The sequence below is a fragment of the Sorangium sp. So ce834 genome (assembly GCF_051521425.1).
GTDB lineage: Bacteria > Myxococcota_A > Polyangia > Polyangiales > Polyangiaceae > Sorangium > Sorangium cellulosum_D.
The window spans coordinates 6,929,519-6,948,201 of sequence record NZ_CP150351.1; the positions used below are offsets into that span (position 1 = coordinate 6,929,519).

The window sequence follows — 18,683 nt, forward strand, 5'->3', positions numbered from 1 at the left end:
CTATCGTCTAGCGTGCGTTCAGCCTCATTCTTGCGCCGCCTCGCCCCTGCCCTGCTCGCCGCGGCGCTCGGATGCCATGGCGCCGATGACCCACGAAGTCGCGCGAACGAGCGCCGCATCGGGGCGGCTGCCGCCGCGCTCACGTCGCCACGCTGGGACGTGGCGACACCGATGAACGTCGCCCGGAGCAGACACACGGCGACACGGTTGCTCGACGGGAAGGTCCTCGTGGCCGGTGGAGCGAGCGCCACCGCCGAGGTGTACGACCCTGACACGAATACATGGACGCTCGTCGCGTCGATGAGCACGCCGCACACGGGGCATACCGCGACGCTCCTTCCGGACGGCCGGGTCGTCGTGGCCGGCGGCGCGACCGAAGCCGTCGAGATCTACGACCCCGCCGCGGATACATGGACGCTCGCCGCGCCGCTCCTCACGCCGCGCGAGCGCCACACCGCGACGCTCCTGCCCGATGGCCGGATCCTCGTGGCCGCCGGCGAGCTCGATGAGTGGGTGATGAGGTCGAGCGAGATCTACGATCCCGTCGCGGATACGTGGACCGACGCGGGGTCGATGGCGCAGGCGCGCTCCTCCCACACGGCCGCGCTCTTGCAGGACGGCGACGTCCTCGTGGTGGCCGGGGTGGGCCCCTCCGGCGACCCCATCGGCAGCGCGGAGCGCTACGATTCGGCCACGGGCACGTGGACCGCCGCGGGCTCGATCCAGAACCGCAAAGGCCACACCGCGACGCTCCTCGGGAATGGCAAGGTGCTCGTCGCCGGCGGATATACCGATTACGGCGGTGAGGGGTTCACCTCCACGAACCGCAGCGCGGCGCTCTACGATCCGGCGAGCAACACCTGGACGGCCGGGGCGCCGCTGAACGTCGCCCGCGACGATCACACGGCCACGCCGCTCGCCGATGGGCGCGTGCTTGTCGCCGGCGGCGGCGCGGTCACGGAGGTCTACGATCCGGCGAGCGGGAAGTGGTCGCTCGGCAAGTACCTCAACACGGGCCGGAGCGGCCACACCGCCACGGCGCTCGCGGGCGGGCGGGTGCTCGTGGCCGGCGGCGGGAGCGCGAGCGTCGAGGTGCTCACCCTCGCGGCCCCGGGCGCTCCTTGCCTCTTCGCGGGCGAATGCGCGAGCGGCTTCTGCGTCGACGGGGTCTGCTGCGATACCGCGTGTGACGCGGGCTCGTGTGACGCCTGCGCGGTGGACGCGGGCGCGTCGGCGAACGGCACCTGCACGCCGCTCACCGGTGCCGTTTGCGGCGGCGCCGACGGCTGCACGGCGAACGGCGTCTGCCAGGCGGGCGCTTGCGTCGGGGATGAGCCGGTCGGCTGCCAGCCCGCGTGGACGCCGGCCGGGAACATGCCCGTGCCGCGGCAAGACGGCACGTGGGCCGAGCTCGCCGATGGCCGCGTGCTCGTGGCCGGCGGATACGACAACGATTGGAACGATACCCTGTCCGCGAACATCTACGATCCGGCGACGAACGCCTGGAGCGACGTCGCGCCGCTCTCTCGCGCGCGCCGCAAGCCCGCGTCGATCCGGGTCTCGACCGGCGAGATCCTCGTCGTGGGCGGTGATTCTCCGTCGACGGCCGAGGCATACGATCCGGCGAGCAACACGTGGGCGCTCACCGGCGCCATGGTCGCGCACCACGATCCGAGCGTTGCGCTCTTGGGGCTCCCGGACGGTCGTATCCTCGTCGTGGGCGGCGGGACGGCGGTCGCCGAGCTTTACGATCCGGCGACGAGATCCTGGGCTGCGACGGGCTCGCTCGGCGTCTCGCGCTCGAGGCATTCGGCGGTCCTCTTGCACAGCGGGAAGGTGCTGGTGAGCGGCGGCGCAGGCAACCCGGCGACGGCGGAGCTTTACGACCCGGCCACCGGGACGTTCTCCCCGGCCGGGGCGCTGACCTTCGCGCATTCCGGGCACAAGGCGACGAGGCTGCTCGACGGCAGCGTGCTCGTGGTGAGCGGCGACGGCGCCGATCGGTATGACCCGGCCACGAATACCTGGACGCCCACGCAAGCGTTGCTCATGCCGCCCGCCGATTTCACGGCGACGCTGCTCGCCGATGGTCGGGTGCTGGTCACGGGCGCGGCGAGCGTCCCGCACGCGCAGGTGTACGATCCGGCGACGAACGACTGGACCGTGACTGGGCCCCTGGACGTGGCGCGCCGACGTCACACGGCCACGCTGCTCGGGAACGGAATGGTGCTCATCGCGGGCGGCAAGGAATGGACCGGCGGCAACGAGTGCACCCTCCGCAGCGCCGCGGTGTACAACCCCGTGACGAATGGCTGGTCGACGGTGCAGAACATGAGCAGGCTACGCGACGCTCCGTCGTCCGTGCTGCTCGATGGCAATCGCGTCCTGGTCTTCGGGGGGTTACTTGCGGGTTGTTCGTCCGGAGACGGCGACCCCGAGGCGCATCGAAGCGCGGAGATTTACGAGGGCGGCATCACCCCGGAGGGCAGCGGCGGAAGCGGCGCCGCGGGCGGCTCCGGTGGAATGGGCGCCTCCGGTGGAATGGGCGCCTCCGGTGGAATGGGCGGCGCAGGCGGCTCCGGTGGAATGGGCGGCGCAGGCGGCTCCGGTGGAATGGGCGGCGCAGGCGGTCACGGCGGCTCCGGTGGAATGGGCGGCGCAGGCGGTCACGGCGGCTCCGGCGGAAGCGGCGGTTCCGGCGGAAGCGGCGGCGCGGGCGGCTCCGGTGGAATGGGCGGTTCCGGCGGAAGCGGCGGCGCGGGCGGCTCCGGTGGAATGGGCGGCGCGGGCGGAATGGGCGAGGCCGGCGGCGGCACCGGCGGCATGGCCGGCTCCGACGGTCAGGGCGGTATGGCTAGCGTGAGCGGCGCCGGCGGCAGCGAGGAGCCGGACGGCGGCTGCCGCGCCGCCGCCGGATCCGCGGAGAGCAGCGGGCGCGGCTTCGCGGCCCTCGTGGCCCTGGGCGCCCTCCTCGCGCGCCGCCGCAGGCGCTGAAACGCCCAAGGCCCGCCATAGCCGGGCAGCGCCTTGCGCAGCCGTGCGATCTGCTCGGGCTTGAGCGGCGTCGAGAGCGTCACGCCCAGCATGTTGGCCACCTCGCGGGTGCTCGGCGGTCTGGCCGGCCTGGTGCAGACAGCGGGGCGGCTCGTGATGTGCCCTGGCGTCACGTCGCACGCAGGTCACTCGGCCTGACAACTCGATGCATGTGCCCGGAATTGAAGAGGTGGACGCGGTTGCTCCAGCCCTGCGGACCTCACGCAGGAGCTTGGCGCGCCCCCTTGAGGATTCAGCATGGCTGCAATCACCCGAGAGACGACGCGATGCCCTCTGTGACCCATGAAGCCCTGGTGGAGCTGTTCAAGAACCGGCCGACCCTGGCCGCCGAGATGCTGCACGACGCGCTCGGCCAGCCGGTACCGGCCTTCACGGAGGCGCGCGTCGTGTCCTCCGACCTCACCGAGATCCTGCCCTCGGACCGGCGCGCGGACGTCATCGTCGTGCTGCTGGTGGGTGAGCAGGAGCGGCCCGCGATGGCCATCGTGGTCGAGGTCCAGCTCGGCGTGGACCCGGACAAGCGGTACGTCTGGCCGGTGTACGTCGTCCAAACGAGGGCCCGGAACCGCTGCCCGACCCAGCTGCTGGTCGTGGCGATCGACGCCGAGATCGCGCGGTGGTGCTCGCAGCGGATCGACACGGGCCACCCCGGCTTGACGCTGACCCCGCTGGTGCTGGGGCCCGAGGGCGTCCCGGTCGTCACCGACGCCGAGCAGGCGAAGGGGGCGCCCGAGGTGGTCGTGCTCTCGGCGATGGCGCACGGGCAGGGTGAGGCGGCGGAGGCGATCGGCGTGGCGTTTCTGGCGGCGGCAGCCGGGCTCGATGAGGAGCGCCGCGCCGTCTACGGGGACCTGGTGCTATCCTCGCTGAACGCAGCGGCGAGGCGGACGTTGGAGGCGATGATGAAGAGCGGATACGAGTTTCAGAGCGAATTCGCGCGCAGCTACGTGGCGAAGGGTGTGGAGAAGGGCCGGCAAGAGGGGCTCCTCGAAGCCAAGGCGCAGGCCGTGCTCGCCTTCCTCGAGGCCCGCGGGCTGGAGGTCCCTGCCGAGGTCCGGGAGCGGGTCCTCGAGAGCACCGACGTCGCCGAGCTGGACCGCTGGATCCGCCGCGCTGCATCCGTCGGCGACGCGAGGGAGCTGCTCGCGACGACCGGCTCCTGAGCGCGCACGACCTCGCGAAGCGGTCGAGCGGCAGGCGGCACAAGGCCACGCGCCGACTTCGTGGCCCCCGGCCCCGCCCACGCCCAGCATCGTCGACCTGGGGCGAGAGCCGGAAGAGGCCGTGCCCAGGGAGATGCTGGGCGCTTGCGGCGAGCCGCCCGTCTGCGTCGGCTTCGGGGCGCCGCGTCATCCTGTCGCAGGGGTGGCCGAGCCGTGCGCGGGCGCGGTACGCGCAGTCTCGCGTCGGTCAGCAGGCCCTTGTTGGCCGGCGCTTCCATGCTCACGAGTCTCCAGTGAAGTGCTCGAGCAGCGAAGGATCGCTCTGCACGACCGCGGCGAACGCGGCCCGGACCGCAGAGGATACTGCGCGCTTGGCTTCGGGCGTGATCAGGCGGGTCTTCGTCGGCGCATCGAAAGTAGGATCGTGCAGCCTCACACACACGATGGCGTGTAGCCCGCGCCTGACCGCCTCAGTCGCCTTCTTCTTCGGTCGGGCCTTCCAGGCGGGGACCGCGTCTCGAAGCGCCTCGGCGAGACCTTCGACGAGCCCTTGGACGTGCGTGCCGCCGTCGGTTGTCCGCTCGATATTGGCGTAGCTCTCCACCGTCGACCAGCGACACGGGAGCCACTCGACGGCAGCCTCTACGCGGATCTCACCGACGAGCTGATCGACGAACAGCGCATTTCCAACTGGCACCAACATCCTCCGCGTGCGTTCCAGAAACACAGCCAGCCCGCACGGCTCGCAGAATACGTGCTCTCGGCGGTCTTGGAACGTGAGCCGCAATGTGGGCAGAAGCCACGCGATTTCGCGCAGACGCGCGGCGATCGCACCAGCGTTGAACCAGGGGTCCGAAAAGATGGCAGGGTCTGGTTGGAGCGATACACCGGTGCCGGTGCGCGTGGAGGGGCCTACCTTTTCCAGACGGCTTACCGCAAAGCCCCTCTCAAATCGCTGCGTATGATGAAAGCCGTCCCTGCGCACGTCGAGGGTCAGGCGCGAAGACAGGGCGTTGGCGACGAACAGGCCGACGCCCCAACGACCGACGTGCTCGTGGGGCGCGTGCCCGTCGAACGTCGGCGTCGTGTGGAAACGAGTCAACGCCACCTCCGCGAAGGGCCGGCCGTCGACATCGACGAGAGGAATGCCCGGCCCGTCGTCCTCGACGAGGGCAGAGCCGTCGTGCTGCAGGACGACATCGATCCGACTGCATCGCCCGGCGAGATGTTGGTCCAGCGAGTTGGCGACGATCTCCCAGATCAAGTGAGCCAGGCCGCTCCCGTCGGCGACGTCGCCGATGTACATGCCGGGCCGCCTGCGGATCGCGTCTACATCGATGAAGGGGTGGTCGAGCGTCATTCGTGAGTGCTCCAAGGGTGCGTCGGTGCTTCCAAGTTGGCCTGGCCAACGGCTGACCTTCCCCGTGCTTCTCCTCCGCGAAGGACAGGCCGAGCCGCTCATAAAAGCGGAGACTCGCGCCAAGGTCTGAGCACCGCAGCACGATCAGCGAGAGGGAGGCGCTCATCGGTCACTCGGTCCAGCCAACGCTGCGGGTAAGCCGCGAACGAGGTGCATCCCACCTTGTGATTCGGACGCGCAGCGCGCGCGCTTGAACCACTTGTCAGGCATGCGTCTTCTCCTTTGCCTCGCGGGATCCGCGGTTGAGCGAGGGGTTAGGCCGCAGCTCTTGCCGCGCGTGCGTCTGCATCGCACGGTCGGGTCCGAAGCCATGCTCCGCCGCGCGAAGGGACGGTTGCGCGCTCAGGAGAGCGCGCTGACCATGACGTAATAGCCGTCCGGATCGCGGAGGGCGAACTCTCGGGTCCCGGTGGCGGGATTCATCTGGGGCTCCTCCTCGAGTCGACTCACGAGGGCTCTGGCGCGCGACAGCGCCTCGTCGAAATCATCCACCCGGAAGAACAGCAATAGCCCATTGTCAGGCTCCGCTCGATCGGGACTGACCAGCGTCGGGTGCTCGTGGGATCCCCACTTGTGAAGACAGAGCAAGACCGTTCCGTCCGCGTCGAGGATTTGGCCAAAATAGTCATGAGCAGGTGACGATTCCGGCTGACCGAAGAGCGACCGATACCAGTTGAAGCTGAGGGCCACATCAGCGACCCCAATGATTGTCCACGTGCGCTTCACGGGCTTCTCCTATGGCCTGACGCCGTGCCGGACAGCGTAGCCGACGGCCGCCCCGCCTTGTCAAGGAGACCAGCGCAGGGCCGCGCGGCCGCTACGCCGGACGCCGGCGCGAGCGGGCCCTCAATGCCGCGGAGGTCCCCGATGAGCCGCGCCCCCGTCGACCCTCCCGCGCTACGTCGGCCCGGAGATGCGCCAGAAGCCGACCCTCGCGGCCCCCCACAGGTCCGGGCCGACCGGGCCCTTGCCCCAGAAATGATCGTCGTAGTTGGGGAGCGTCCAGCCGGCGCCGTAGACCCCCATGATCGCGTAGATCACCTTGTCGTCGGGCTGGACCTCGATCGCCGTCGTCGCCCACGCCTGCCGGAGCGGCGCCGGGCTCGCGTCGTCGAGCAGGCGGCTCGCGAACATCGATCCCTCGTTCGTGTCGTCGAACGACTCTGTCGCATATCCGAGCAGGAGGTGCAGGCCGTCGAACGCGTTCGACCACCGGAAACGCCAGGCGCCCGCGTCGTCCTGGAGCGGGCCGCAGGCGGCGACCACCATCCACTCCAGGTTGGAGTTGCCCCAGTGAGCGTCGCTGAAGTGAAGGATCCGATCGTTCATGGCGCTGCAGAACATGAACCCGACGCCGTTCGCGTGCCCCGTGTAGAACGTGAGGTCGACCGAGTCCGCATACGAGGCGTCCTGGCCGCCCAGCGACGGGTCCTTGAAATCCACCTCCCACGCGCGGAGCTCACCCCAGTTGAAGCGGTGCTCGACGCCCCCCGCCCGGAAGCTCTTCAGGAGACCATCGACGTTCGCCGCCGAATGATCGAGGCCGCCGCAGCGCCCGACCCACTCGGCGCCAACCACGGCGCCGCCCTCGTTGGCCGCCGGCGGCGACAGGGGCGGGCTCGGCGCCCCGGGAGGGCTCGGCGCCTCGGGCGCGCTCGGCGCCGCGGGCGCCACCGCGCGCGCGAATGGGAGCTCCCGCGCCGCCGTCGCGACAAGGCCGTCGGCGTCCGTGACGTAGAGAGAGAGCGTCTCCGTCTGGCCGCGAAGCGCCGCGCCGTCCAGCGAGATCCGCACCGCCCCGCCGTCGGCGCGGTCGGGAGCGAGCGACCGCGCCGAGGTTACCCACCTGTACGTGTACGGCGCAGTACCCCCGGTGACGCTCGCCTCCGCTGAGAGGGCCTCGCCGCCCTCGCGCACGGTGATCGCGGCCCTCGGAGCGTCGACGACGGCCGGGACGATCACCTTGCGGACGTCCACCATATCGCCGCCGAAACGCCGCCTGCCGCTGCACACGTAATGAGGGAGGATCCGGCGCACCTCGAGAGAGAGCGGCGGCGCGTAATAGACGAGCTCCGGCTCGGCCGCGACCACCGCGCCGCCGCCGAGCGCGCGGGCGCACAGCGCGGGGGCCTCGGCGGCCGGGACGATCGCGACGTCCTCCCCGCGCACGAGGTCGCGCCGCGCATAGATGAGGTGGGTCACGGCGCCCTCGGCGTCGAACGTCACCCGGACCTTGGCGCCAGGGCCGATCAGCCGGAGCCCCTCGAGCGCGTCGCGAAAGATCACCTGCGTGTCGAGGGCCGCCCGCGCCACGTAGTGCCCCTGGACGTCGATCGACTCGAAGAGCGAGTGGCCGACGGCGACGTCGCGCCCGACGGGCAGGCGCGCGCCTTCCAGCGCGGCCCACGCCCGCGCCGCGGCGTCCGCCTCGGGCAGGACGCGGAGCGCCGCCAGCGCCTCGACATCCAGGGCGTCGTCGCCCCTGGTGGTGGCGAAGCCGCGCTCGTCGCGGAACCCGGGCGCGGGCGGGGCGGCCTTCCTCGTCGGCAAGCGCTGGAACCTCGCGCGATCGAGGTAGCGAATCGCGCCGTCGGCCCCGAGCGCGGCGCCGCCCCGGAAGCTCTCCGCCGCGAGCCCGAGCGCGCCGGCGAGCGCGGACGCCCGCGCGACATCGGCGCTCGGGCCGATCACGCGGTAAGCGGGCAGCGAGCTCGCCCACCGGGACAAAGGCGCCGTGCCGGACGCACCGAGATCGGCGCTCTCCGGGAGATCCTCGCGGGCGTCGTGGCCGCTGCACCCGGCGACGCCGAGACCCATGACGAGAACGATGCCCAACACCCCACCCGGTGATCTCTTCACGAAAGTCCCCCTTTCCCTTCGGTTGCGGCGAGGGTCGGCGCGCAACTCCGGAGGAGTCGATCTCGCAGGAAGCTCGCGCTCGGCCCCCCCGGCCCGCGACGCGGGCCCCACGCATTGCAGGACCCAAGCCACGCCGGCGGCGCCGCGGAGCGGCGGGACGCGCCGGCGGTTTGCGGCGTTTCGGCCGAGATTGACCGGCTCGCGCGCGGCTCCTAGGCTGCCGCGCATTCCATGACAGCGCACACGAAGGACGGAGAGAGCGCGCCCCGCCCCGGCGATCAGACGCTCGAAGGGACGGCGGACCCCGGCGCGCGCCTGTTCCTCGACTTCCTCTCCTCGATCCGCCCCCGCATCGAGGCCGCGCTCGAGCAACGCTGGTGCGCCGCGGCGGGCCACGTGCAGCGCTACGGCCGCGAGGTCTCGGCGATGGTCGCGGAGGCGAGGAGCCTGACCCTGCGCGGCGGCAAGCGGTTCCGCGCAGGCCTGCTCGTCGCCGCCTACCAGGGCGTCGCGCCGGACGCGCGGCTCGAGCCCGCGATCGACGCCGGCGTCGCGCTCGAGCTGCTCCAGACCTACCTGCTCATCCAGGACGACTGGATCGACGGCGACACCGTCCGCCGGGGGGACCGCACCGTGCACGTCGCGCTGACCGAGGTGCTCGGCGATCCGCACCTCGGGGCCTCGTCGGCGATCCTCGCGGGCGACTTCACGTGGAGCCTCGCGCTCGGCGCGCTCGCGGGCGCCGAGGCGCCGCCGGAGAGGACGCTCGCGGCCGTGCGGCTGTTCTGCGCGATGCACGAGGACGTCGTGATCGGCCAGCACCTCGACGTGGTCGGGCGGGCCGAGGACGTCGAGCAGATGCACGCGCTCAAGACCGGCAGCTACACGGTGCGCGGCCCGCTCGCGCTCGGCGCCACGCTCGCCGGCGCCCCGGCCGAGACCGTGGCGGCGCTCGAGCGGTTCGCGGCGCCGGTGGGCGTCGCCTTCCAGCTGCGCGACGACCTGCTCGGCACCTTCGGGAGCGCCGCCGCGACCGGCAAGCCGGTCGGCAACGACCTGCGCGCCGGCAAGCGCACGGCGGTGCTCGCGTCCGCCGAGGGGCGCCTCGACGCCGCCGGCCGGAGCGCCGTCGAGCGCGCGCTCGGCCGCAAGGGCGCGAGCGACGACGACGTGGCGGCCGCGACGCGGGCCCTCGAGGCGTGCGGCGCGCGGCGCGCGGTCGAGGAGCGGCTCGCCGCCCTGTGCGGCGAGGCCGAGGCCCTCGGGCGGTCGCTGCCGGTGAGCGCGTCGGCGCGGCAGATCCTGTGCGGCGCGGCGAGCGCGCTCCGGTGGACGGGGGCATGATCGAGGCGCTCGGCCGGGCGTCCGGCAAGGTCATCCTGCTCGGCGAGCACGCGGTCGTGTACGGCGCGCCCGCGCTCGCCGCCGGCATCGAGCGCGGCGCCCGCGCGCGCGCGACGCGCGCTCCGGGGGGCGCGCGCGCGAGCGCGCTCCGGCTGGGCGACCGCGAGCACGGCGCCGCGCCGGCCGAGGGGGACGTCGCGCGGGCGTTCGCGGCGCTCCTCGAGGCGCTCCCCGGCGCCGGCCCGGTGCGGGTCGAGGCGGAGAGCGATCTGCCGCCCGGCGGCGGCCTCGGGAGCTCGGCTGCGCTCGGGGTCGCGATCGCCCGTGCGGTCGCCGCGCTCGCGCGCGCGCAGGCCGAGGCCGGCGCGCCGGGCGCCTTCACCGCCGCCGCCGAGGTCGCCGCGGCGGCCGCCTGGGAGCGCGTGTTCCACGGCAACCCGTCGGGCATCGACACGGCCGCCGCCGCGCGCGGCGGGTGCTTCCGCTTCACCCGCGCGCACGGCGCGACCGCCCTCGCCCCGCGCGACGACCTCTGGCTGTGCGTCGGCTCGACGGGGGTGCCGTCGTCCACGCGCAGCATGGTCGAGCTCGTGGCGAAGCTCTTCGAACGCAAGCCCACCCTGGCCGAGACCTCCATCGCCGGCATCGCCGCGCTCGTCGAGAACGCGGCCCTCGCCATCGAGGCGGGCGACGCGATCGGGCTCGGCCGGCTCATGGACCTGAACCAGATGCTCCTCGCCGGGATGTTCGTCTCGACCGAGGCGATCGAGGCCCTGTGCAAGCTGGCGCGCGAGTCCGGCGCGCTCGGCGCCAAGCTCACCGGCGCCGGCGGCGGCGGCTCGGTCATCGCGCTGCTCCCGCCCCCTCCGCCGGGCGGCGCGGCGGCGACGTCGAACGGCGTGGCGGGCCGCGTGCTCGCCGCCTGGCGCGACGCGGGGTACAGCGGCTTCGTGACCCGCGTGAAGGCAGGCGCCGCCGCGGCGGCGCCGGAGGAGCAAGCATGAGCGCCGTGAGCCGGGCGACCGCGATCGCCCATCCGAACATCGCCCTCGCGAAGTACTGGGGCAAGCGGGCCGACGGGCACAACCTGCCCGCCGTGCCGAGCCTCTCGGTGACGCTCGCCGGGATGGCCACGACGACCGAGGTCGCCTTCGATCCGTCGCTCGATCGCGACGAGCTCCACCTCGGCGGCGCGGCCGTGCCGCCGGACGCGGAGGCCGCGCGCCGGGTCGCCGGGCTCCTCGACCGGGTCCGCGCCGCCTCGGGCCGGCGCGAGCGCGCCCGCGTGGTCAGCCGCAACGACTTCCCCACCGCGGCGGGGCTCGCCTCGAGCGCGTCGGCGTTCGCCGCGCTCGCGCTCGCCGCGAGCGCCGCCGCGGGCCTGCCCACCGCGCCCGCCGCGGTGAGCGACCTCGCGCGGAAGACCTCGGTCTCCGCCGCGCGCTCCGCGTTCGGCGGCTTCGTCGAGCTCCGCGCCGGGCGCCCCGGCGACGAGGCGCTCGCGGCGACCCCGCTCGCGCCCGAGGACCACTGGCCGCTCGCGGTCGTGATCGCCGTGACGCGCGAGGGCCCGAAGGACGTGGGCTCCAGCGACGGCATGCGGCACACCGCGGCGACGAGCCCGTACTTCCCCGCCTGGGTGGACGCCGCGCCGTCGCTCTTCACCGCGGTCCGCGCGGCGGTCCTCGCGCGCGACTTCGCGGCGCTCGGCGCCGCGGCCGAGGCGAGCGCCCTGTGCATGCACGCCTCGAGCATCGCCGCCTCGCCGGGCCTGCTCTACTGGACCGGCGCCACCGTCGAGGTGATCGCCGCGGTGCGGAGGCTCCGCGCCCAGGGCACGCCGGCGTTCTTCACCATCGACGCCGGCCCGCACGTGAAGGTCTTCACGGCGCCGGAGGCGCAGCCCGCCGTGGAGAAGGCGTTGCTCGCCGTCCCCGGCGTCCTCCGGACCATCTCGGCCGCCCCCGGCGGCGGAGCCCACCTCGCGTCCGGGGGCGCGGGCGCGTGATCGTCCGGGCGCCTGGCAAGCTGGTCCTCTCGGGCGCGTACGCCGTGCTCGAGGGCGCGCCCGCGCTGGTGGCCGCGGTCGATCGGTACGTCGTCGCCGATCCGGCGCGCCAGGCCGACCTCGTCACCGAGGAGGTCCAGGCGGCGCTCGACGCCGGCGCGCTCGACCGGGCGGCGTGGTTCGACGCGTCCGACCTCCGGTCGGCGGCGCGGGATGCCACGGCGGGCTCGCCGGCCGAGGCGGGCGCGCCGCCGCGCGAGGCGAGCCGCAAGCTCGGCCTCGGCTCGAGCGCGGCCATCCTCGTGGCGACGCTCGCGGCGCGCGCCGCCGCAGCCGCGCCCACCATGGCCGCGGCCGCGGCCGCGGCGGCGTCGGCCGGCCGGCCGATGCCCGCGTGGGACGCGCGCGCGCTCTTCCTCGCCGCGCTCGCCGCGCACCGGCGGGCGCAGGGCGGGGGCAGCGGCGTCGACGTCGCGGCGAGCGTCTACGGCGGCGTGCTCTGCTGCCGGCTCGGCCCGGATGGCGCGCTCGCCGTGACGCCGCACGCGCTGCCGGGCGGGCTCGCGATCGAGGTCTACGCCAGCGACGCCTCGGCGCGCACGAGCGCCATGCTGGAGCGCGTGCGCGCGCTCGCCGCGCGCGACCCGGGGGCGCACGGCGCCCTGCTCGGCGCGGCCGCCGAGGGCGCGCGCGCGGCCGTCACCGCCGCGGACGCCCGCGCCTTCGTGGCCGCGCTGGATCGCCAGGTCGACGCGCTCGCGGAGCTCGGCGACCGCGCGGGCGCGCCGATCGTCACCCCTGCCCTCGCGCGCCTCCGCCCCGCCGCGGCCGCCGAGGGCGCCGCGCTCGCGCCGAGCGGGGCCGGCGGCGGCGACGTCTCCCTCTTCGTCGGCGGCGCGCCGCCCTCGGCGGCATGGCGCGCCGCGGCGGCCGCGGCCGGCCTCGAGCGTGTGCCCATGTCGCTCGGCGCCCCCGGCGTCCACGTGCTGGACGCAGCCCGCCCGCCGCACGCCTGAGCGCGCCCCCTCCCCGATCGTGCGCCGCTCGGTGCCGCGGCGCTTGGCACGGAGCCCGCTCTGCTCGCTCCGGGATCGACGGCGGCGCTGCGCTCCGGCGACGCACCGCGGACCCTCCACGGGGCCTCCGAATGCGAAGAACGAGACATGCATGAGAATCCTGGAGCTCGCGATGCCGCAGCGCCGCCAGAAAAGCTTGACTTTTCATGGTGTTACCGCATGGGCGGCCGATGAGCGCGGCGGGCGGCGGGTCCTCCGAGGCGGGCTCCGCGGGCGTGTCGCCGCCGGCGTGGGCGCGGCGAGCGTGACCTGCGTTCACAGCGCGCCGGCGCGGGGCGCGCGCGGCCGCGCCGGGCGCCCGACCCGCTGATTCGGCCGCGGGGGGTGGTGAACGGGTCGAGGTGGCACGAGGACCAGAGGACGAGGTGAGGAGGGGGGCTCCATGACGACGTGCGATCGAGAGCTTTGCCGATTCGAGGATGTGCTTGGCGCGAGCATGGCCGAGTCGAGGGCGACGCTGGCCGCGTTCGGCGTCCAGGTCGCACCGCTGCGGAGGCGCACCGCCCGCACGTACCTGGGTCGGGTGCTCGTCCACCCGTACAACCTGCTCGTCGTGGGGAGCGTGCTCCTCCTGAGCTTCATCGGCTGGAGCCCGCTGCTCTTGCTGCTCGGCCTCGGGGCGGAGCTCGTGATCCTGTGCGTCGTCCCCTGGCGCGGTTACTTCCGCCGCAGCATCGACGCGCAGCTCGACGAGGCCGATCGGGCGGCGTGGTCGCGGGCGCGCGAGAGCCTGATCCGGCAGATGGACATCCGGCACCAGCAGGAGCTCGCGCGCCTCGACCGGCTGATCGACCGCACCCGCGAGAACATCCGTCGCCGCGGCGGCGCCGTCCCGCTGCTGCTCGACGACGGCTTCGGCCTGAGCCGCCTGCTCATGAGCTACATCCGCCTCGCGATCGCGCACAAGGCCGGCCAGGAGTCGCTCGCCATGACGAACCACAGCGAGCTCATGGAGACGATCCGATCGCTCGAGGCGATCCGGAGCGCGTCCGCGGGGCGCGCGCGCGGGCTCTCGGAGCGGCGGCTCGCGATCGCCTACCGGCGCGCCGAGTGCTGGAGCCGGACCCGCGAGGGGCTCGAGGTGGTGTCGCAGAAGCTCGCGACCATCCTGGAGCTCATCCAGCTGATGCACGAGCAGTCGATGACGCCCGTGGACTCGCCGGCGACCTGCGCGGAGATCGACCGGTTCATGCGCGAGCTCGACGGGTTCGACACCGGCGAGAGCGCGCAGCGCGAGCTCGAGGAGCTCGACATGGACATGGACAGGGCGTTCGAGCTGGAGGAGCTCGAGGCCGAGCCCGCCCAGCACAGCCGCCCGATGCGCCTGGTCGCGCGGTGACCCGGCCCCCGCGCCGCGCTGGGGACTGAAGGAGCGCACGCCGGAGGGTACCTGCCCCAGCCCCGGGGCTCTATCGCTCCCCTGGCGTCGTGGTGGTAGCGAGGTCTGACAGCAGCGCGCTCACGCCGCGCAGCACGTCGTCGGTCCCCTCCACGTCGAGCCCTGCGAAGCATCGCTCCTGGTAGCTGGGCTCCGCGAGGAACCGCTCGGCCGCCTTGCGCAGATCGTGGAGCGGTGCGGATTTGTAAGCGCGCTCTGCTGCAGCCCAGGCCGCTTCCGGGATCGGCCCGTGCGAGACGCGCAAAATGGCGAGATCCACGAGATCGCGAGAGAGCTCGTCTCGGTCGGCCCAGCGGTCGGAGTTCGCGAGGAGCTTCTCGGCGAACGCATCGGTGACGGACAGGAGAGGTACCGGCGTCCACGCGGCCTGCACGGCGGGGCCGAGCGCGATGCGCGCCTCGCGGATCATCTCAACGCGGATCGACGTGCCCCCCACGACGACCGGAAAGCGCAGGCCATACTGATCGGTGCGAATTTCTCGGGGAAAGCCGAAGGTGGCCCTTGCGGGCGCGGCAAAGAGCGCGTCGTACCCGCGCTCTCGCACCGCGAGGCGAAGCTCCGCATAGCCGCCCGGATCGGAGCACACGAAATCAAGATCGCGCGACAAGCGGTACTCGCCGTGCGACAAAGCGAGGTACGTCCCCCCGCCGAACCGGAAGGATGTCCGCGCGAGCACGTCCGCGTCGAGAGCCTCGAGCACGCGCGCCATGGTGCGGTAGAGCTCACGCCGGAACATCGAGCACGCTCCCGTAGCGATGAATGAGCTCCCGAACGAACGCTGCCTCCTCTTCGGATAGATCGGCCGTCACGCCGCGATTCCGCCATCCGCGCTCGTAGCGTTGGAGCATCTCGAAGGCGGACAGCTCGCGCCATCGGGCGTCGAACCAGGACAAGCTCTCCAGGAACGGGAGCTCGTCCGGGATGATCAGGTCGGCCGCCGCGCCGTCTTCGGGGTTCATGGCGCTCATCGCCCGGCTAGTATATCGCTCCCGTGACCCTCCCCACGCCCGCGACCACCGTGAGCTGAGCCGATGCCCACGCCCGACTTCCTCTCCGCCCTCCTCCGCCCCGAGCTCGCCGAGCTCCACGCCTACACCCCGGTCTCGGGCCACTTCCCCGTGCGCCTCGACGCCAACGAGAGCCCGCCGCTCCTGTCGGCCGAGGCGCGGGCCGCCCTCGCGCGGGCCGCCGTGCCCGAGGACTGGGGCCGCTACCCCGACGCGCGCCTCGTCGAGCTCCGCGAAGCCATCGCCGCCCGCTGCGGCGTCGAGCCCGACGAGGTCCTCCCCGGCGTCGGCTCCGACGAGGTGATCTCGATCCTCCTGACCGCGCTCAGCCGCCCGCGGCCGGGCGCCGACGCGGCGACCATCGTGACGACCAGCCCCACCTTCGTCATGTACAAGCTGAGCGCCCGCGCGCGGGGCATGCGCGCCGTCGAGGTCCCGCTCGACGCCGGCTGGGATCTCGACGTGGCGGGCCTCGTGCGCGCCGTCGAGCTCGCGCGCCCGAGCGTCGTCTTCATCGCCTCGCCGAACAACCCGACGGGCGCGCTCGCGTCGGCGGACCGGCTCGAGGCGGTCATCGCCGCGGCGAGCGACGCCCTCGTCATCGTCGACGAGGCGTACATCGACTTCGCCCCGCGCGACCAGCTCGCCCTGGTTCGCAAGCACCCGAACGTCGCCGTGCTGAGGACGCTCTCGAAGATCGGCCTCGCGTCGCTGCGCGTCGGCTGGCTCGTCGGCGACCGCGCGCTCGTGGCCGAGCTCGACAAGGTCCGCCAGCCCTACAACCTGCCCGTCCCGTCGCAGCGCGCGGCCACGTTCGCCCTGCGCGAGCTCGGCGGCGAGCTCCGCCGCGCCGCCGCGTTCATCACCGAGGAGCGCGAGCGCCTCGCGCGCGGCCTGACCGAGCTCGGCATCTCGGTCGCGCCGAGCCACGCGAACTTCCTCTGGGTCGGCACGCGCCGCCCCGCCGGGGAGGTCTTCGAGGCGCTCGCGGCGCGAGGCGTCCTGGTGCGCAGCTTCCACGGGGCGGGCGGGCGCCTCGCGCACCGGCTCCGCATCACCGTCGGCCTCCGCGAGGAAAACGATCGCCTCCTCGCCGAGATCGCCGCGTGCGCGTAGCCCCGCCGCCCTCCGCCGCGCGGCTCGCGGCGCTCGCGGCGCTCGCGCTGACCGCGGCCTGCGCCGCGCCCGAGGTCGCGCGCTCGGTCGACGGCCAGATCCTCGTGGGCCGCCAGATCTCGGCGCGCGCCTACGCGCTGTACGCCATCGGCGCCGAGGCCGAGGCGCGCGGCGACCTCGAGACGGCCCTGGAGGCGTACGAGCTGGCGGAGGACAGCGATCCCGAGAGCGCGGACATCTGGACCCGCGTCGGGTCGGCGCGCTGCCGCCTCGGCCGCCGAGAGGCGGCGGACGAGGCGTTCGACCGCGCCCGCGCGATCGATCCCGACTACGCGCCGGCCCACCTCGAGCAGGCGCGCTGCGATCTCGCGGCCGGGCGGCCCGCGGCGGCGCTCGGGCGCGTCGAGCGGGCGGTCCTGCTCGATCCGGATCGCGACGACGGCGTCCTGCTCCGGGCCGAGATCCTGCGGCGGCTCGGCCGGTCCGAGGACGCGCGCCTGTCGCTGCGGGCGCTGCTCGTGCGCCACCCCTTCTCGGCGGACGCGTGGCGCGCGCTGCACGCGGTGGCCCTCGAGGCCGGCGATCGCCCGGCCGCCGAGGAGGCGGCGCGGCGGCTGCGCGAGCTCGCCGCGCGGAGGACCGCCGCCTCCGAGCGGCCGGCGCCGCCCTGGGGGCCGCTGGCCGAGCTCGACGACGCGCTGGTCCACGGGCAGCTGCGCCGCGCCCGCCGCCTGGCGCGCGACGCGGATCTGCCGCCGGCCGAGGTCGCGGTGCGCGCGGCCGCCCTGGGCCGCGTCGGCGAGGCGCGCGAGCAGGCCGAGCTCGTCTCGGCGGCCGATCCGTCGAGCGCCTCCGCGCTCGTCGCGCTCGCGGTTGCGGCCGATCTGGGCGGCGATCTCGAGGCGCTGACCCGCGCCAGCGACGCGCTCCAGGCGCCCGCGGGCGGCGGCGCTGCGGTGCCCCCCTCGCCGCTCGCCCGGCTGCTCTTCGCCGAGCTGCTCTTCCGTCGCATCGGCCGCGACGCCGCGCTCGCCTGGCTCGGCCCGCTGGCGCCCCCCGCGCCCAGCGCCCGCGATCCGCTGTCCCGCGAGGTCGCGCGGCGCCTTCACCGGGAGCTCGCGGGGGGCGCGCCGGCCGCGCCCTGAGCTCAGGGCGACGGCTTCGCCTTGTTCTTCTTCTCGTTGTACTTCTCGAGATCGAAGTTGAGCTCGAAATCGAGGGTGTTCTCGCCCTCCTTGATCTCGATCTCCTTCTTCACGTCCTGATCGATGGCGGGCAGGAGGGCGGCGGTGAGCACCTTGCCCACGGGGATGTTCTTGATCTCGAACTGTCCGTCGAGGCCGGTCACGTCGTGCGTCGCGAACTTGAGCACGAAGACCTCGGCCTGGAGGAACGGCTTCGGCATCTTGTCCACGAGCTGGTAGTAGCCCGGCTGGGGCGGGAAGAACCTCACCGGATCGCCTTGCGGCACGGCGACGAGGACGGCCATGAACGGGGCGCCCTCGAGGTTGGGCATGTAGGGCTCCAGCGGGTCGAGGTTCGCCACCTCGAGCCGTTGACCGAACGTCATGGCCACGGTGCGGGTCGAGAACGCGCACCCGTGGATGGTCACCTTCTCTGCCTCTTCGCGCTCGGGCACGTGGCCGCTGTAGTTGACGACGGTGACGAGCGCGTCGGCGACGGCGTTCTGCTGCCCCACGCGGAACAGCCTCCCGTAGGTGGCCGCGGCCTCGCCGCACTTGCCGGTCGGAAAGCTGAGCCCCGTATCGGGCGGCGGGTCTCCCTTGATGGTGACCCGCCCTTTCAGCGTCCCTGTGGGCCCGCTGTACGGCGCTTGCCGCTTCGGGTTCGTCACCTTGAGCACCGCTTCCGAGGTCAGCGAGATCGCGGACGCTGCCGCCGCCTGCGCGCTCGCCGCCGCCTGCGCGCTCGCCGCTGCGCTGGCGCTCGCCGCTGCCGGCGCCGCGCTCCCTGCCGGCGCCGCGCTCGCTGCGGGCGAGCCTCCGCTCGCGTTCCCCCCCTGACACCCGAGCGCCCCGAGCAGGGCGACGCTCGCCGCGCGTATCCGCCAGTTCCCCGCTGTCCTCTGCATCGTCTCGCCGTTCCGCATCGGCGCCGACTTTAGCAACTCGCGCGCCCCGCGCAGCACCGCGGTTTCGCCGCCGAGGGACGCGATCCCCGCTAGCGCCGGTGCCATCGTCGCCAAATGAGTTGGCGGCGCGCCGCGCCGAGCAGGG

At 73.8% G+C, this 18,683-nt stretch carries 15 protein-coding genes; 9 read left to right on the forward strand and 6 right to left on the reverse strand.

The window, feature by feature from the left end:
• Positions 1–12: 12 nt before the first annotated feature.
• Together WMF20_RS24775 and WMF20_RS24780 are read left to right on the forward strand one after the other, a co-directional pair.
• Complete coding sequence (locus tag WMF20_RS24775; RefSeq protein ID WP_437617066.1) at positions 13–2,994, forward strand: kelch repeat-containing protein; 2,982 nt, start codon at positions 13–15, stop codon at positions 2,992–2,994.
• A gap of 326 nt (positions 2,995–3,320) precedes the next feature.
• Positions 3,321–4,217 (forward strand): hypothetical protein, encoded by an 897-nt coding sequence (locus WMF20_RS24780; protein ID WP_437617067.1) that lies wholly within the window; start codon positions 3,321–3,323, stop codon positions 4,215–4,217.
• 280 nt (positions 4,218–4,497) lie between these two features.
• On the opposite strand, the gene WMF20_RS24785 is transcribed toward WMF20_RS24780, so the two are convergent.
• From WMF20_RS24785 to WMF20_RS24795, 3 genes are all read right to left on the reverse strand, one after another.
• Positions 4,498–5,577 carry an ATP-binding protein gene (locus tag WMF20_RS24785; protein WP_437617068.1) on the reverse strand — a complete coding sequence of 360 codons (1,080 nt, stop codon included), beginning with the start codon at positions 5,575–5,577 and terminating at the stop codon, positions 4,498–4,500.
• A 402-nt stretch (positions 5,578–5,979) separates the two neighbouring features.
• The gene (locus WMF20_RS24790; RefSeq protein ID WP_437617069.1) at positions 5,980–6,363 is read right to left on the reverse strand and encodes a VOC family protein; all 384 of its coding nucleotides are present in this window, start codon (positions 6,361–6,363) and stop codon (positions 5,980–5,982) included.
• A gap of 171 nt (positions 6,364–6,534) precedes the next feature.
• Complete coding sequence (locus WMF20_RS24795; protein ID WP_437617070.1) at positions 6,535–8,475, reverse strand: DUF6345 domain-containing protein; 1,941 nt, start codon at positions 8,473–8,475, stop codon at positions 6,535–6,537.
• A 252-nt stretch (positions 8,476–8,727) separates the two neighbouring features.
• Here WMF20_RS24795 and WMF20_RS24800 point away from each other — a divergent pair, with 252 nt between their 5' ends.
• From WMF20_RS24800 to WMF20_RS24820, 5 genes are all read left to right on the forward strand, one after another.
• Positions 8,728–9,840: a polyprenyl synthetase family protein gene (locus WMF20_RS24800; protein WP_437617071.1), complete on the forward strand. Its 1,113-nt coding sequence runs from the start codon at positions 8,728–8,730 to the stop codon at positions 9,838–9,840.
• Positions 9,837–10,844, forward strand: coding sequence for a mevalonate kinase (gene mvk / locus WMF20_RS24805; RefSeq protein ID WP_437617072.1), 1,008 nt, complete (start codon positions 9,837–9,839; stop codon positions 10,842–10,844). Before WMF20_RS24800 ends, mvk begins: the two co-directional genes overlap by 4 nt.
• Positions 10,841–11,848: a diphosphomevalonate decarboxylase gene (gene mvaD, locus WMF20_RS24810; protein WP_437617073.1), complete on the forward strand. Its 1,008-nt coding sequence runs from the start codon at positions 10,841–10,843 to the stop codon at positions 11,846–11,848. The genes mvk and mvaD overlap by 4 nt, the downstream gene beginning before the upstream one ends.
• Complete coding sequence (locus tag WMF20_RS24815; RefSeq protein ID WP_129576736.1) at positions 11,845–12,864, forward strand: hypothetical protein; 1,020 nt, start codon at positions 11,845–11,847, stop codon at positions 12,862–12,864. The genes mvaD and WMF20_RS24815 overlap by 4 nt, the downstream gene beginning before the upstream one ends.
• 442 nt (positions 12,865–13,306) lie before the next feature.
• Entirely contained in the window at positions 13,307–14,263 is a 957-nt protein-coding gene (locus WMF20_RS24820) for a hypothetical protein (RefSeq protein WP_437617074.1), read from the forward strand.
• 70 nt (positions 14,264–14,333) lie between these two features.
• Here WMF20_RS24820 and WMF20_RS24825 read toward each other — a convergent pair whose 3' ends face one another.
• Positions 14,334–15,059 carry a nucleotidyl transferase AbiEii/AbiGii toxin family protein gene (locus WMF20_RS24825; RefSeq protein WP_437604444.1) on the reverse strand — a complete coding sequence of 242 codons (726 nt, stop codon included), beginning with the start codon at positions 15,057–15,059 and terminating at the stop codon, positions 14,334–14,336.
• Positions 15,046–15,282 carry a hypothetical protein gene (locus WMF20_RS24830; RefSeq protein WP_437604445.1) on the reverse strand — a complete coding sequence of 79 codons (237 nt, stop codon included), beginning with the start codon at positions 15,280–15,282 and terminating at the stop codon, positions 15,046–15,048. The genes WMF20_RS24825 and WMF20_RS24830 overlap by 14 nt, the downstream gene beginning before the upstream one ends.
• Before the next feature lie 72 nt (positions 15,283–15,354).
• On the opposite strand from WMF20_RS24830, the gene hisC reads away from it, so the two are divergent.
• The gene (gene hisC, locus WMF20_RS24835) at positions 15,355–16,446 is read left to right on the forward strand and encodes a histidinol-phosphate transaminase (protein ID WP_437604446.1); all 1,092 of its coding nucleotides are present in this window, start codon (positions 15,355–15,357) and stop codon (positions 16,444–16,446) included.
• Positions 16,437–17,591: a tetratricopeptide repeat protein gene (locus WMF20_RS24840; protein ID WP_437604447.1), complete on the forward strand. Its 1,155-nt coding sequence runs from the start codon at positions 16,437–16,439 to the stop codon at positions 17,589–17,591. Before hisC ends, WMF20_RS24840 begins: the two co-directional genes overlap by 10 nt.
• 2 nt (positions 17,592–17,593) lie before the next feature.
• On the opposite strand, the gene WMF20_RS24845 is transcribed toward WMF20_RS24840, so the two are convergent.
• Positions 17,594–18,643, reverse strand: coding sequence for a hypothetical protein (locus WMF20_RS24845; RefSeq protein ID WP_437604449.1), 1,050 nt, complete (start codon positions 18,641–18,643; stop codon positions 17,594–17,596).
• Between the last annotated feature and the right edge of the window lie 40 nt (positions 18,644–18,683).

Bases quoted from the DNA above. Each gene is read 5' to 3' on its own strand.
- WMF20_RS24800 (WP_437617071.1), top strand. From the start codon at position 8,728: ATGACAGCGCACACGAAGGACGGAGAGAGCGCGCCCCGCCCCGGCGAT.
- mvk (WP_437617072.1), top strand. From the start codon at position 9,837: ATGATCGAGGCGCTCGGCCGGGCGTCCGGCAAGGTCATCCTGCTCGGC.
- WMF20_RS24780 (WP_437617067.1), top strand. From the start codon at position 3,321: ATGCCCTCTGTGACCCATGAAGCCCTGGTGGAGCTGTTCAAGAACCGG.
- WMF20_RS24820 (WP_437617074.1), top strand. From the start codon at position 13,307: ATGACGACGTGCGATCGAGAGCTTTGCCGATTCGAGGATGTGCTTGGC.
- mvaD (WP_437617073.1), top strand. From the start codon at position 10,841: ATGAGCGCCGTGAGCCGGGCGACCGCGATCGCCCATCCGAACATCGCC.
- WMF20_RS24830 (WP_437604445.1), bottom strand. From the start codon at position 15,282: ATGAACCCCGAAGACGGCGCGGCGGCCGACCTGATCATCCCGGACGAG.
- hisC (WP_437604446.1), top strand. From the start codon at position 15,355: ATGCCCACGCCCGACTTCCTCTCCGCCCTCCTCCGCCCCGAGCTCGCC.
- WMF20_RS24845 (WP_437604449.1), bottom strand. From the start codon at position 18,643: ATGGCACCGGCGCTAGCGGGGATCGCGTCCCTCGGCGGCGAAACCGCG.
- WMF20_RS24785 (WP_437617068.1), bottom strand. From the start codon at position 5,577: ATGACGCTCGACCACCCCTTCATCGATGTAGACGCGATCCGCAGGCGG.
- WMF20_RS24825 (WP_437604444.1), bottom strand. From the start codon at position 15,059: ATGTTCCGGCGTGAGCTCTACCGCACCATGGCGCGCGTGCTCGAGGCT.